General features: G+C 45.6%; 14 protein-coding genes and 1 riboswitch. Of the genes, 8 read left to right on the top strand and 6 right to left on the bottom strand.

The features are described from left to right. Positions 1 to 142 precede the first annotated feature (142 nt). From AABW11_RS08395 to tenA, 6 genes are all read left to right on the top strand, one after another. A complete protein-coding gene (locus tag AABW11_RS08395) occupies positions 143 to 1702 on the top strand; it encodes a Na+/H+ antiporter NhaC family protein (RefSeq protein ID WP_340104539.1) in 1560 nt (519 codons plus the stop codon). A 167-nt stretch (positions 1703 to 1869) separates the two neighbouring features. Next, positions 1870 to 1968: riboswitch (TPP riboswitch) on the top strand. 90 nt (positions 1969 to 2058) lie between these two features. Further along, on the top strand, positions 2059 to 2868 hold the full coding sequence (gene thiM / locus AABW11_RS08400; protein ID WP_340104541.1) for a hydroxyethylthiazole kinase: 810 nt from the start codon (positions 2059 to 2061) through the stop codon (positions 2866 to 2868). After that, entirely contained in the window at positions 2861 to 3511 is a 651-nt protein-coding gene (gene thiE, locus AABW11_RS08405) for a thiamine phosphate synthase (RefSeq protein WP_340104543.1), read from the top strand. Before thiM ends, thiE begins: the two co-directional genes overlap by 8 nt. Before the next feature lie 379 nt (positions 3512 to 3890). Then, positions 3891 to 4967: a thiamine-phosphate kinase gene (thiL, locus tag AABW11_RS08410; protein ID WP_340104545.1), complete on the top strand. Its 1077-nt coding sequence runs from the start codon at positions 3891 to 3893 to the stop codon at positions 4965 to 4967. A gap of 72 nt (positions 4968 to 5039) precedes the next feature. After that, positions 5040 to 5864 (top strand): bifunctional hydroxymethylpyrimidine kinase/phosphomethylpyrimidine kinase, encoded by an 825-nt coding sequence (gene thiD, locus AABW11_RS08415; protein ID WP_340104547.1) that lies wholly within the window; start codon positions 5040 to 5042, stop codon positions 5862 to 5864. Between the two features lie 66 nt (positions 5865 to 5930). Further along, positions 5931 to 6581, top strand: coding sequence for a thiaminase II (gene tenA / locus AABW11_RS08420; protein ID WP_340104549.1), 651 nt, complete (start codon positions 5931 to 5933; stop codon positions 6579 to 6581). A gap of 197 nt (positions 6582 to 6778) precedes the next feature. Here the strand turns inward: tenA and AABW11_RS08425 are convergent, their stop codons facing one another. The 3 genes from AABW11_RS08425 to AABW11_RS08435 all read right to left on the bottom strand — a co-directional run bounded on the left by AABW11_RS08425 (position 6779) and on the right by AABW11_RS08435 (position 9131). Beyond that, positions 6779 to 7237, bottom strand: coding sequence for a universal stress protein (locus AABW11_RS08425; RefSeq protein WP_340104653.1), 459 nt, complete (start codon positions 7235 to 7237; stop codon positions 6779 to 6781). Next, positions 7144 to 8634 carry an APC family permease gene (locus tag AABW11_RS08430; RefSeq protein ID WP_340104654.1) on the bottom strand — a complete coding sequence of 497 codons (1491 nt, stop codon included), beginning with the start codon at positions 8632 to 8634 and terminating at the stop codon, positions 7144 to 7146. The genes AABW11_RS08425 and AABW11_RS08430 overlap by 94 nt, the downstream gene beginning before the upstream one ends. A 98-nt stretch (positions 8635 to 8732) precedes the next feature. Further along, positions 8733 to 9131, bottom strand: coding sequence for an APC family permease (locus AABW11_RS08435; protein ID WP_340104551.1), 399 nt, complete (start codon positions 9129 to 9131; stop codon positions 8733 to 8735). 193 nt (positions 9132 to 9324) lie between these two features. On the opposite strand from AABW11_RS08435, the gene AABW11_RS08440 reads away from it, so the two are divergent. Then, positions 9325 to 9660 carry a TraR/DksA family transcriptional regulator gene (locus tag AABW11_RS08440; RefSeq protein ID WP_340104553.1) on the top strand — a complete coding sequence of 112 codons (336 nt, stop codon included), beginning with the start codon at positions 9325 to 9327 and terminating at the stop codon, positions 9658 to 9660. A 43-nt stretch (positions 9661 to 9703) separates the two neighbouring features. Here AABW11_RS08440 and AABW11_RS08445 read toward each other — a convergent pair whose 3' ends face one another. Beyond that, positions 9704 to 10960, bottom strand: coding sequence for a glucuronyl esterase domain-containing protein (locus tag AABW11_RS08445; RefSeq protein ID WP_340104555.1), 1257 nt, complete (start codon positions 10958 to 10960; stop codon positions 9704 to 9706). Positions 10961 to 11299: 339 nt separating this feature from the next. On the opposite strand from AABW11_RS08445, the gene AABW11_RS08450 reads away from it, so the two are divergent. Then, positions 11300 to 12163 (top strand): EamA family transporter, encoded by an 864-nt coding sequence (locus tag AABW11_RS08450; RefSeq protein ID WP_340104557.1) that lies wholly within the window; start codon positions 11300 to 11302, stop codon positions 12161 to 12163. 617 nt (positions 12164 to 12780) lie between these two features. Here the strand turns inward: AABW11_RS08450 and AABW11_RS08455 are convergent. Both AABW11_RS08455 and AABW11_RS08460 read right to left on the bottom strand, forming a co-directional pair. Then, on the bottom strand, positions 12781 to 13623 hold the full coding sequence (locus AABW11_RS08455) for an NERD domain-containing protein (RefSeq protein ID WP_340104559.1): 843 nt from the start codon (positions 13621 to 13623) through the stop codon (positions 12781 to 12783). 3 nt (positions 13624 to 13626) lie between these two features. Then, positions 13627 to 14541: a hypothetical protein gene (locus tag AABW11_RS08460; protein ID WP_340104561.1), complete on the bottom strand. Its 915-nt coding sequence runs from the start codon at positions 14539 to 14541 to the stop codon at positions 13627 to 13629. Between the last annotated feature and the right edge of the window lie 53 nt (positions 14542 to 14594).

Raw genomic sequence — 14594 nt, forward strand, 5'->3', positions numbered from 1 at the left:
CTTTCACCCGTATTACGAGATAACTGTATTACGAGATAAAACGCCGGGCGGATTGGTAGATATTCTGTTCCACAGTTCTTTCTTTGATTTTTGAGAGCAACCGTTATCTTATCCCATCTGAACTGAACACATCATTTGTTTTATGAACGACTCTCAAACCTACGTTGCCAAAACTTTTGGAGACCCTGTAACACGCCGTAAAATTTATTTTGGGGCGTTTCTCGCACTTGTGATTGCCGGGGTTTACTTTGCCGGCGATTTTCCTAAGACGAATGATCATTACGGATTCTGGAGCATTATGCCGCCTCTGGTGGCAATCGTTCTGGCGTTTTGGACCCGTGAGGTTGTAAGCGCCCTGTTTATCGGTATCTGCCTCGGGGGCGTGATATCGGGTAATGTGAACGTGGTGGAGGGTTTCCTGATCCCCTCTATTGGTACCGAAAGTTTTGCCATGATACTGCTGGTCTATTTGTGGGCGCTTGGCGGGCTGATTGGCATCTGGACCCGGACCGGCGGGGCGGAAAAATTTGCGGCATGGGCAAGCAGCCTTATGGTGAGAGGGCCGCGGTCAGCTAAATTCTTTACCTGGATGATGGGGCTTGTATTCCACCAGGGAGGGACCATCAGTACCGTCCTTACCGGCGCCACGGTGCGGCCCATCGCGGATAAACATAAAGTATCCCACGAAGAGCTGGCTTACATGGTTGATTCCACCGCCTCTCCTGCTGCAACGATTATCCCATTTAACGTATGGCCGTTTTACGTGGGCGGATTAGTGATCGGTACACTTCCACTTTTTGAAACACAGCTGGATGGCGTCAATTTCTTCATTTCGTCCATTTTATATAATTTTTACGGTATGTTTGCTATCCTGATTACCTTGCTGTTTGCATGGGAAAAACTGCCATGGGTTCCCGGCAAGAAAATGCGGGCGGCAACTAAACGGGCACGTGAAACCGGCCAGCTCGATCGTGAGGGCGCCACACCAATGGCTGCTGATGAGCTTACCCAGAACAAAGTGCCTGAAGACTATAATCCGGGCCTGATTGATTTCTTCGGGCCGATCGGGACACTTCTGGGCGTTGCGATTATCCCCTATCTGTACACATATGTATATCTTGGACAAAAAGAAGACCCGACCCTGTTAATTGCTGAGGCTTTCGTGCTTGCTGTTCTTGCAGGACTTGGAATTGCAATTGCAAAGGGAATGAGGCTCCAGGAAGCGATTGACGGGTTTATTGACGGTTGTAAAGGCGTGACCATTGGTGCGATTATCCTGGCCTTGGCTGTTTCGCTGAAAGAAGTGGCAGATGCCGTGGGTACGGCTGCTTATGTGGTAGATCTTGTCGGTAATGTAGTAGCACCGATGGCACTGCCCGGTATCCTGATGATTCTCTGCATGATCATCGCGTTTTCCACGGGTACATCCTGGGGTACCTATGCGGTAGTTTTTCCCGTGGCTGTTCCGCTTGCCTGGGCTGTTGTTCCCGATCCGTTTTTTCTTTCGCTCTGTTTCTCGGCTGTAATTGGGGGCGCCGTGTTTGGTGACCAGTGCTCTCCCATTTCAGATACAACAATATTGAGCTCACTTGCTACCGGGTGCGACTTGATGGATCATGTGACCAGCCAGTTTCCTTTAGCCATTCTGGCAGGTGTGCTGGCGATGCTTAGTTACGCATTAATGGTGTTCTTTTATGTTTAGACTTTAGATAAAAGATTATAGATCAGAGATGTCAGATAGACAAAAGATGGCAGATGACTTGTCGGCTTACACATCACCAAAAATCTATAATCCCTCAAGATTTTCTATTATCATTCATCTAAAATCTTCTCCCCTGCCAATGATTGAAAGTTTTCTTATGTTGTGATCGATATCATTAGGGGTGTCCCGCGAACGCCGGGGCTGAAAGAATACCCTTATCACCTGATCCGGATCATGCCGGCGTAGGGAAATGGATCGTTTACATACTCTTTTTCCCTTTCGAGTCTGTATCGTGCCGTTTTCTCTCCAATTGCATGTGAATGATTTTCATATGAATTTAAAAACAGCTTCAGACGATGAAAGAATCAGAGATTACATGGACTTATCTTGAGAAACTTAAAGAAACCGGGCCGCTGGTTCACAACATTACCAACTATGTAGTGATGAACAACACCGCAAATGCCCTGTTATCTATAGGTGCCTCACCGGTGATGGCCCATTCTACGGAAGAGGTTGCCGATATGGCGGCTATTGCAAGTGCACTTGTCATCAACATCGGAACCCTGAGCAAGCATTGGGTGGAGGCGATGGAGATTGCGATGAAATCTGCCTCTGAAAACAATGTACCCATAATTGTTGACCCGGTTGGGGCCGGAGCCACAGCCTATCGAACGGACACCGTAAAGCATTTGATGAGCGTCAACTCGCCCGATATCATCCGCGGAAATGCATCCGAAATTGGTGCACTTTATTCAGCAGACGTGAAAACAAAAGGAGTAGACAGCACGCAGGACAGCCAGTCTGCAATTGAAGCGGCACAATACCTCGCAAAGGGATATAATTGCGTGGTTGTGGTGAGTGGTGAAACAGACTACATCATTACCGAAACACAAACCCGGTCTTCCCACAACGGCCATCCTTTGATGGGGCGTGTAACAGGAATGGGATGTACCGCTTCCGCTTTGATTGGTGCATTTTCCGGAACTGGAATTGGTGCAGAAGAAGCCTCCCTTGCAGCGATGCGCGTCATGGGTATTGCCGGTGAGATGGCTGCTGAGAAAGCGGATGGGCCGGGCTCGTTCCAGGTCCATTTTTTGGATGCTCTTTATCAATTAGATCGTAAAGTGATTGAGCATCGCCTGAAGCCGGAGAAAGCCCATGCGTAATATCGATCTTAGCCTCTACCTGGTAACAGATCGCGATATGCTACGGGGGTACGCCTTGCCCGAATTGGTTAAAACAGCCGTGGAAAATGGAGTCACGACAGTCCAGCTTCGGGAGAAGGACGCATCAACCCGCGAATTTATACAGCTGGCGGTCGACCTGAAAAAAGTGCTCGATCCACTTAATATTCCGCTGATTATCAACGACCGGGTGGATGTGGCGCTTGCAACTGATGCAAGCGGCGTGCACCTGGGTCAGAATGATATGCCGGTGAGCATTGCGAGGAATCTTCTTGGCCCCGATAAAATCATCGGGCTGTCTGTGGAGACCAGAGAAGATCTCGAAACCGTTGACGCACTCAACCCGGATTACCTGGGTGTAAGCCCAATATTCAGCACACCTACCAAAACTGACACTATCAATGAGTGGGAGTTGGATGGTTTGAGGCTCGTTTCCGAAAAAACTGATTTCCCGCTTGTTGCCATTGGCGGAATCAATGCTGAGAATGCCCAAAACGTGATGGATCATGGTGCCGACGGACTGGCAGTGGTGTCGGCCATTTGTGCCTCTGAGGATCCCGGTCAGGCTGCAGCCCTTTTGCGAAAAGAGATCGACTTAGTAATGGGGCATCAATACCAAAGCTGATGAGTAGGGTAAAAACTAAATTAAGATCTAAATTCGATTATAGATGATGCAATTAATACTGAGGCTGTCCAAAAAGGTTTGTTCAATAAAGAACTTTACAATCAAATAGTCATACCGGACTCCGATCCGGTATCTCCTGCCCATATCAACGATTGGAGATCCCGTATCCCCCGTAAGGGATCCCATTGGGAAAGTACGGGATGACACCCTTTTTGGACAGCCTACCGGGGGGTGGTAGCCTTAGGTCTTTGAACCCAAATTAATCAAAGAAACCTGTTTCCCTACAGGGATTTGGCACAACCATCCCTCAATCCCCTCTTGGGAAGGAGGGGACTTTCTAATCCGAAAACCTATTTTAAAGATAAATTAATCGATCAACATGAACGAGGAAGCGCCATTTAAAGGATTTGAATCCCTGTCTGAGCTGGGTGAGTTTGGTTTGATTGATCAGATCGCCGGCCTATTCGGTAAAGGCTGTGTTGAGGATACGATTGGTATCGGTGATGACTGTGCGGTATTGCCATATAAAGATGGCCAATCACTGCTAATCACAACAGATATGTTGATTGAAGATCGCCATTTTCGCCATTCCTGGATCTCAGCAGAAGACCTTGGCTATAAATCCCTGGCGGTGAACCTGAGTGATATCTCGGCGATGGGCGGTAAACCGCTATACGCGTTCCTGAGTATTGGTTTGCCGGATGATCTTACTCTCGACTGGGTGGAGCGGTTTTTCAGGGGAACACGTGAACTTTCAGAAACAAATGGAGTAAAATTATTGGGCGGTGATACCACAAAAAGCCCCGGGCCGATGGTGATCAATTACACCGTTCTTGGCGTTATGGACGAAGACTCTGTTCTGTGGAGATCATCTGCAAAGCCGGGAGATCAAATAGCGGTGCTTGGAAAGCTGGGTGAATCCGGTGCCGGGCTGAAACTGCTCATTGAAAACAAATCCTCGTACAGTTCTTCAGAACAGGCCATGATTAAATCTCACAGCCGGCCACAGCTCTATGTGGAGGAATCACAGTTTCTTGCATCTAATTCTGCAGTGCACGCAATGATCGATCTGTCGGACGGTATTCAGTCTGATGCCGGGCATATTGCTAAAAAATCGGGGGTAACACTACAGGTTGATGCAGATCGTATTCCGATAACTTCAGATTTGAAACAAGTTTGTGAATCATACAACTGGGATTCGCTGGAGCTGGCACTGTCTTCTGGCGAGGATTACGGATTGCTGTTTACGTTTGATGAAGCGAATGCAGGCAGACTATCGGATGAGTTTAAACAAAAATTCAATATCGAGCTTACTATTATCGGTGAGGTTAAAGACGGTTCGCCGGAATTGACCCTGTTAAAAGATGGTGATGCATTTGATATCGGGAAAAAGGGGTTTGATCATTTTAGAAGTGAAAAGCTGGAGCGAAGCGACAGTTCCGATCCCTCGGGGTGAAAAGTGAGAAGTGAAAGCTGTGGGTAAACTGCACGGGTATCAATTGTGTAAAACTAGAAAAGATATTTCAATATGACCTCAAAAAAATATACAAGAGTACTCACTATTGCGGGATCCGACAGTGGTGGTGGAGCAGGAATCCAGGCCGACCTGAAAACATTTTCTGCACTTGGGTGCTATGGAATGTCAGTTATCACTGCTTTGACGGCACAGAATACGGAAACTGTAGCGGGAATTCAGGCTGCCGAGCCGGAATTTGTAGTTCAGCAAATAGATGCTGTTCTGGATGACATCGGTACTGATGCGATCAAAATCGGAATGCTCTTTTCGGCTGAAATTATCGAAGCTGTGGCGGAACGGCTGAAGGCGTACAAATCAGACAGCATTGTACTCGATCCTGTCATGATTTCAAAAAGCGGAGCTCAGCTTCTGAAAGAGGATGCTGTTGAGACAATGGTCGAACAGCTATTTCCGATCGCTTTACTCATCACGCCAAATATACCGGAAGCTGAAAAACTAACGGGGATTGATATCGGGACGGAGGATGACATGAAACGTGCCGCGGAAATCCTGTTCGATACCGGCGCTCAGAATGTACTGATCAAAGGTGGTCATATGAATGGGGATCAGTCAAAAGATATGCTCTTTTGCAATAGAGACGGGAAAACCGATACGTATGTTTTTGCTTCAAAACGTATCAATACAAAAAACACGCACGGAACCGGATGTACCTACTCATCGGCCATCGCATCCTATCTTGCACACGATTGTGACCTGGAGAACGCCGTAAAATTTGCCAAACAGTATGTTAAGGGAGCGATTGAGGAAGGGGCTTCCTATAAAACCGGATCGGGCCATGGTCCGTTAAATCATTTTTTTGATGTTTGGAACAGATAAAATTCAGCACAGCTTAGCTTTCAGTTATCACTTTAAATCAAATAGCATAATCAACAAATATCAAACATGTCATTTACAACATCACTTTGGGAAGAAATCACGCCTATCTACAAAAAAATTTTGGATCTACCCTTTAACAAAGAATTGACGGAGGGCACGCTTCCTGAAGATACATTCGCTTTTTATATGAAACAGGATGCTCTTTACCTCGCCGATTTTTCCAAAGCATTGGCCATTGCCGGAGCAAAAAGTCAGTCTGCGGATGAGCTCAAGGATTTTCTCGATTTTGCTACCGGAGCCGTGGTAGTAGAACGTGCTCTTCATGAAAGCTTCCTTCAGAAATTCGATACCCACATCGACGTAGATAAATCGCCGACATGTTTTGCATATACACATTTTCTTCTTTCCACGGCTTCTCTGGAAGATTATCCTGTGGCGGTTGCAGCGCTATTGCCCTGTTTCTGGATCTATCGTGAAGTCGGGCTTCACATCCATCAAAAATCTGCCAAAAACAATCCTTACCGGGAGTGGATTATTACATACGCCGGAGAGGATTTTTCAGAAAGCGTGGATCGTGCAATTGAGATCACTGAACTGGCGGCTCAGAAAAGCTCTGATGCTGTAAGAGGACGAATGAGAAGTGCATTCGCAGACTCAACCCGCATGGAGTGGATGTTCTGGGATTCGGCCTATCGGGTGGGGCAGTGGCCGGTATAACGCACCGTGGCGTTGCTGACCTGCATTCTGATCTTAAAAATACATGGGATGTCTTTTACTGGCAAATAGCATGGATATTTTCCAATAGTATTGTAGTATATCTTAGCTTTTTGTAATTGTTAGACATACCATGTTTAAACATTTGGCCGAAATCTACCTAATTGTCAGCAAAGACAGCCGTTAACTGTGGGGTCCGGCTATTTTTCACTACCGGAATCGGGAGAGGAACTCAAGCCAAGCTGTTCTTTCATGCGTTTCAGGCCTTCACTTGCTTTTAGTTTCCAGTCTTCCGTGAGGTAACGGCGTACCATCAATACAGAACACGGAGCGCTGTCTGCTACGATATCAGTGATGGTTCCAAACAGGACATTGCGAATTCCCCATTCATGTGAGGCGCCGATGATGGTCAGGTCAAAATTCTCCTCTTTAAGAATCTGGTCAATACCGTCTGTCACACTTTCTGATTCGATGATTTTGATGTTAAGATTATCGAACGAATCGGCAAGTGGTTCGATGATTTTTTTTAGTTCTGCGCGTTCATCCTCCTTCACGGTTCCGGGCTTCACGAGCCGTAACAATGTAAGGTTAGCGTCCAGATTACGCGCAATACGCAGCCCGATTTCAAGTCCCAGCTGTGCGTGGTATCCGCCCCCCAGGGCAACAGGATGGAGTCGACCTTGTCGAGCCCGCGATCCTTTAGAATCCCGACATCGGCCTTCAGATTTTTGATGATCTTTTGAACGGGTGAATTGTAGATGCGGCCGATGCTGAATCCTCCCTGCCAGCCCATGAGCATCATGTCTGCTTTTCGGTTTTCGGTCTCTTCAATCAAGCCGTTAAATACATTATATGCAGCTTCGGATACGGCTTCAAAACTCGTATTGGCAAGGGCTTTGGCACTATCTGAGGAAACTTCGCCTTTTTTTAGTTTCACTTGTTCTCCTATTTCTTTAATGCTGTTTACCACAGATTGCCGTTCTTCCAGTTTTCGGCGAATGGTTGATAACGGCGTTTGATAAGGTACCTTTACGATACTCAATCCTGTAACGCGTCCCGGCTCTTTAGCGCCGGCGGCTATCATCTGCCCCAGCCGCAAAAGATCACCCTCGGTTTCAGGATTGGCCAGTGCCGTGACAATATGCCGCGGTTCGATGGCATCCAACGCCCTTACACCGGGCTGCCACTCCTCGGATGGTTCGGCTTCATGAAGCTCAACCGGAAGGCCGAATATCTTGAGCCCGTGCACTTCCCATCGCTTCTTGAAATCCGGCAGGGCATCCTCGAACTCCACACGTGATCGCCCCCATGCCAGATACCAGCCTAAACTGCCGATAATGAGTACTGTTACGGCGATCTGGGCAAATGTGCCTGAAAAAATAATAATCCCAAGACAGCAAATTGCGGCTACGAGCTGCAGCCATGGCGTTCCGGGTGATGGGTACGTGGGCTTGTACCACGAAGGATTGGCGGCCCTTAGCATGACACATCCAATATTGAGAGCCGCATAGCTGTAAAGCTGAAGCACACTTGCCACTTTTGCAAGGTTTTCAAGGCTCTCGAGAAGTAAAAATGAAAGTGCAAGGATTCCTGTAAGAATAATTGCCCGGTAGGGTGTAAGAAGTTTTTTGTGAATCTCGCTGAGCCAGTTTGGCATCATCCGGTCGCGTGCCATCGCCAGGTTAATGCTCGATGATGCGAGAATGCTGGCATTTGCTGATGAGATGGTGGCAAGAAGCCCCGCCAGGATAATCAGCACAACACCGGGGTTCCCAAGCATTTGCCGGGCAGCGGCTGTTAACGGGTCGGGAACGTCGCCGATCGTATCTTGTGTGAAAATTCCGCCGATCACTAATAGAATCACTACATAAAGCACAGTCACAAGTGCCACCGAACCAATAAGAGCGCGCGGTAAATTTTTAGACGGATCTTTGATCTCTTCCGCCACAGCGGCGATTTTCACAAATCCGAGGAAAGAGACAAATACAAGCGCGGTGGTCCCGAAAATAGGTTCTGTTCCGAATGGGAAAAAGGGGCTAAAGTTGTTGGAATCTATTTAAAAACACCGAATAAACTAAATCCGCCAAGAATTACAAACAGTGTTAAGACGATTGTGACCTGGGTTCGCCCTGACTCCTTTGCACCTACGACATTCTATATGGTAAGGAGTACACCGCCAATAAATGCGCCCCAGAATGCAGTGACGGGAAGAAACTGAGATAAATACTCGCCCATGCCGAACAGGTAAAATGCAATGGCAAATGTGAGGCTCAGCCAGATACCCACGCCCGATATGGCACCGAAGGCGGGACCGAGTGAGCGTGACACGAAAAAATAATCACCGCCGGATGTGGGTATGCCGGTGGCAAGCTCTGTGGCACTTGATGCGGCAATCATACAAACGATACCAGACAGGATGTAAGCAAAAATGGCTGCCGGGCCCGACATCTCAAGGGCTACGCCGGCCAGCAGGAAGATACCGGCACCGATCATTGTACCGGCGCCGATGGTTAATGCGTCCCAAAACCCAAGTTCGCGTCTGAGCTCACTCATTTCAATGGGGCTGAATTAGAAGGATGAAAAATCTGCGTTAAAAAAACGTGTACTCATTTTGTTCAGGACCCACAGACGATATCTTGAATGAGACCGTAATGAACATATCAACACCGCAGTCTTGTTGTTGACCGCTTTGATGAATATTTTCAATGACAAATAATATAAATTTTATAATTAGAACCAAATTTAGATGACCGAAGATGAGAAAAAAGAGATCAAACGAATCATTGATGAGCAGATAGAATCCGTTCGTGAAGAGATTGAAGAGCTGAAGGAGCTCACCAAACCGGTAAAGCTGGATGCATCGGTTGGCCGTTTGTCACGCATGGATGCCATTAACAACAAAGCGATCAACGAAAAGCAGCTTCGGGACAAAAAAAGCACGCTCCAAAAGCTGGAGCGGGCGCAGGAGAGATATGAAGAGGGTAAGTTGGGCAAGTGCCTGAAATGCGGGAAAGAGATCCCGTTTGGCCGGCTCAAATTTATGCCGTACACCACCCGGTGTGTGCAATGTGCCGGGCGGTAGCAATGATTAAACAATCTCCTGGCTAATACTTCTGATAAAACCGTTACCGGAGGCCGGGTGTGCTCCAGGGGATCCAGCGCTCGTTTTCAAATGAAAAGCTTGCATCCGTATCAAAAATATTAGTTTGAGCCGGGTTGTTCAGGAGAAACGTTTCAACAAAAGCAGCTACATGCGGCTTCTGAGAATCGGGCAGCTGGCAGTGGTTATGGCCGCTCACCTGCGAAAATCCCATCCGCTGAGGTACGCCCATCGCAGTCCAAACCTCACGGGCTGCCAGTGACGCGCCATAAGTGCTTTTTGGTCCCAGCCAGTCGATCCCCGAATGTTCAATAACAAGCAGTCCGCGCGGTGCAACCATACCCATCACCTCGTGATGGTCGAACGGCAGTTTCTCCACCGATTCACTGAACTGCGAAAAGGACTCCCTGAGCCAAACATTTTCACCGACAATTTGCCGCAGCGTTTGCACATTTTGCCCGTTTTCTAGCATGGTATCGGATATCCGCCAGGATGCAGCTCCACCCGCGCCCGACTCCTGGGGAATGGTGAGGGCGATTCGCTCATCAAATGCCCCGGCAATCAGCGCGCCTTTTCCATTTCTTGAGCAGCCAGTTACACCCAGCCGTTCGGTGTCAATCGGTGAATCCACAGTTTCCAGGAGGTCAATCACCCGGCTGACGCCCCACGCCCAAGCCATGAGCGCACCGGCGGGATGATCGCTTCCGTACAAATCATAAAACAAACCGTTACCTCTTGAAGATGCATTCATCTGCTCTGCAATCGCGCTATTTGGAAAGTTGATCAAGGCCACGCCAAGACTGTCGAGCTGATCATTATCCAGGAATGAGCGGCCCATACCAATGATAGCAGGATAAGGAGCCTGACCGCCGGACGGCAAAATCACTTCTGAGTTGAAAGAGATCGTGCGTCCCTGGTGTTCTATGGTAAGCCGGAGCGTTTCGTTTTCAAACGATCCGGTGACCGATTCCGGGGCACTTGGTTTTTCTCCCAGCTCAAACTGCTGGGCCATTTGGCCAATTTCATCACGTCTGCAGTTCCAATGGTCCATTCTGGATACTTGGGAACCATCAGAAAAACTGAAAGGATTTGGCAGATGAGCGACGGAATCAAGCTCTGAAAATGACAAATCAGGGGCTTCCGGACAATTGCTGCTGGTTTGACCCGACTCCGCTGACATAGCAACAGGCAGCGCTGCGGGTGATTCCGCCCGGTTATTTGTACATGAAACAGCCGCCAGGAAAAGCAGCGCGCAGTATATAATTGTTCTGAATAGAGACATCTGGTCTGATATGTTAATTTGGTTCACGTATCTTTGGCTGTTTGAATATGGACAAAGAATCGGTTCAAGTAAAGGGTGGATACCTGAGTTCGAATTATAATGTCTTTTGATTGGAGTAAAAAGTCCTCTCCTTCTCAAGGAGGGGATTCAGGGGTGGTTATGCCCAGGGCATCGCATCCCTCTGGGGAAACAAGATTTTGAGTCTAATTTAAATTCAAAAATTTAAAGCTACCACCCCCGGCCCCTCCTTACACAGGAGGGGAGTTTTATTTGTCCTGATTTAAAATCAAACTCAGATTAAAACTACTTTCAGATGAATAAATTAAACTCTTTAACCAAATGATCTACCTGGTTTTTGCTTTCCTGACCGCCCTGTTTGAATCGCTGAAGGATCTGTCGGGGAAATTTGGCCTTGGCCGGCTTGATGAATTTTTTATCGCCTGGGTGATGTCGGCACTTGCGCTGCCTATTTTGCTTCCAATTCTATTTGTTACCGGTATCCCTGAATTGAATGCTTCATTCTGGAAAGCGCTGCTGGCAGGTGGCGCATTAAATGCGGTGAGCCTTGTGCTGTACATGCGGGCGATCCGCATGTCAGATCTGTCGATTACTATCCCGATGATCACATTTACCCCGATGTTCTTGTTAATCACATCACCGTTTATGCTTGGGGAATATCCATCAGCCGTTGGCGTGGCAGGCGTACTGCTGATTGTTGGCGGATCGTATATGCTGAATATAAAAGTACGCGGAGAAGGGTTCCTGGAGCCATTTAAAAAACTGGTGGTAGATCCCGGGCCGCGGCTGATGCTCCTGGTGGCGTTCATCTGGAGCTTTACAGCAAACATCGATAAGATCGGCGTTCAGAATTCATCGCCTATCTTTTGGTCGGTGGCCATGACCTGCTTTCTGGCGGTAGCGCTGTTCCCGGTAATGCTGAAGTTTTCAGATCATAGCAGGGAGGATATCAGAAAGCAGGCCAAACCGCTGATCGCTCTCGGAGTCTTCAATGCGCTGACGTTTGTGACCCAGATGATCGCCATCAATTTCATTTTTGTTGCTTATGTGATATCCATCAAACGGGGCAGTGCCATTTTGAGCGTCTTTTGGGGTTACTTCTTTTTTAATGAGAAAGGATTGCGCGAACGGCTCTTGGGCGTGATCATCATGGTGGCGGGCGTGTTTTTGATTACGTTGTCTTGATGACTCTCTTAGTATTGATAAATAATCAATCATCCCAGTTCCTCTTTTAAGGCAATGTTAATTACAATGACTAATTTCTTTCTCTCGTATTTTTAAACGGTCAAAAGTACGCAAAACCCATCGAATGCGCTCCCCGGATGCCAAACGCCTTCGTCAGTAATCAAAGGCCGGGCTATTTGAAGGTTAATGAACAGCTAATTTGTAAAATCAGATCATTGCTATGTCATTTTAGAGCTGACACAGATTTAATGACAGGACTATACGGGCCTCGAAAGAATTGGCGATAAAGGGAGCCGTAAGATCTGTGGAAACCCTTTATCATAAGGTCAGAAAAACTTAGAATTATAAAGTTTTAGCTCTAAAATTTAGAGATTTGAACAATCCATTTTAATATTTTGTATTGATTGGTATCTTTTGATCAGACTAAAAGCAAAAAAGCCAAGGGCAATGGATGAGACTTCAGGCATTCATATTTATGAAGAGAGTGGCTATAAGGACAAAATTCGGATGTGATTTAACAGCCCGAATAATCATAAAACAGTTATCAATCACAAATACCTTCAGGTAGAAGCCTAAGAACTTGATCAAAGTTTAGATAGCTTAAAAGATTTCTTGAGTTAATCTTCCTTTGAATAACGCAGTATGCTTGTAAAATCTTGAATATTTGTGAAAGTTTTAGAGTCATTGTCAAACCTTAAAATTGGAATTTCTTCTACTACTGTCTCATTTGTTATTTGAGGTACTACAAGTACCGGTGTTACAACTAAATTTTTCCCTCGCTCTTGTAAATATTTATTATACTCATTTGCAGTTGACTTAATTTTATACGTTGCATGGGTAATTGAGTGTTCATTTTTGTAATGTTTTATTTCTATTAAAAAGTGTCTCTCTCTGGACATTGCAATCGCATCAATTATTATAGTTCTTGAACCGGCATTAAGCTTAATGTGTTTAGAAAAATTTGAAGTGAGAAAAAGACTGAACTTTTTCGATTCCAATGCTTTCAGTACATTATTTTCAAAAGCATGCGCTTCTTCTATAAGCTTCCCTATTTTCCTTGTAGATTTATCTAATGGTGATTCTGGTTTATTATCATATGCACTTTCTATTTTTGTGACTTCTTCTTGAGCATCCTCAATATACTTTGCTTTTATTTCTTCATCAGATGCTTGACTTAGATACTGCCAGTATTCCTTTCGATTCCAAGCAAGAGCCGCTAACTTTTCAAGGAATTGCAATTCCGTAACTAGAGTCGCAACAATGAAAACCCCTATTGCATATATCCATGCATTATTAGCACCAAACATAATGGATAACACCATTAAACTACCAAGAAGCTTAACTGGAAGATCACGTTTGTGAAAGTATGAAAGAAGTAGAGTCATCAATAGAGCAACTACTGCATAAGCACCAGCAAGTATGGAGGATAATTCATTAAAATCCGTGAGAATATCATTCATAACTTACTCAAAAACTATATTTAATTGATCTGGAGGTGGAATATGCTCTTTAACTTCCGTTATTTCATGATCCGTTTTTAACCCGGTACCAGTTTTATATTGCTTTGTTGTCATTTTCACACGCAAGATATCATCTCTTCGAAACGCCTCTCTATTGTCTTGGACATCATTAATAAAATTATCGTCTGAGATTGTAGCTGTAAAAGTATTATTACCATCAGACACACGCCATTTATTCCCTTCTTTAAAAGAAAGGCTCTCAATAGTTATAACCAATTCCTGTTCTTTTTCGAGCAATAGTTCATCTGCTACGTCGGGTGGATCAAAATATGATGCAGTGTCGGTATCTATTCCATTTTCAATACTTCTTTTTGTTTTTTCATCATAAATAAGAATTTCATCAGCTGAGCCGGTGAGTAGAGGTTTCTTAAACTCAGACAAATATTTCCTTGCCTTAATACTTTTTAACACATTCAGTTCATTCTCTGTAATTTCAATGCTGTCCCCATCTTCAAGTATTAATACGACCTTCTTACCATCACTCAATTTAACTTTTTGGATCTTGCGGTTCTTGAGCCATTTGATAAGTTTAAAAATCCCATATCCGCTACCACCTGCCAACCCAATTACCTCTTTGAGGTTGAGTAAAGCGGCTACTGCATCACCGCTGAAAAAATCTACAATCTGGGTTAATATATCGGCGTGTAAACCAAGCTCTACAATTATAGACCCTTCTGATGAAGCTTTAAATTTTAAATCAACCTTTACTCTCTTGCCATTTATTACTGAATTAGCTTGGTCTAAAAAATCAGAAAATGCAATTAAAGCAGGCGCAAGATCTTTAACCGTAAGTTCCTTATTCTCTGACTCTCCACCCGAAAACTCTATTTTAAAATACTGTTTTGCTGTTGATTTCATAGTTTGATTGTAGTCTTTCAAATTTTCACAAGCAAACAATTATATAATAAAAT

The sequence above is a fragment of the Rhodohalobacter sp. 8-1 genome, assembly GCF_038150125.1.
Lineage (GTDB): Bacteria > Bacteroidota > Rhodothermia > Balneolales > Balneolaceae > SW132.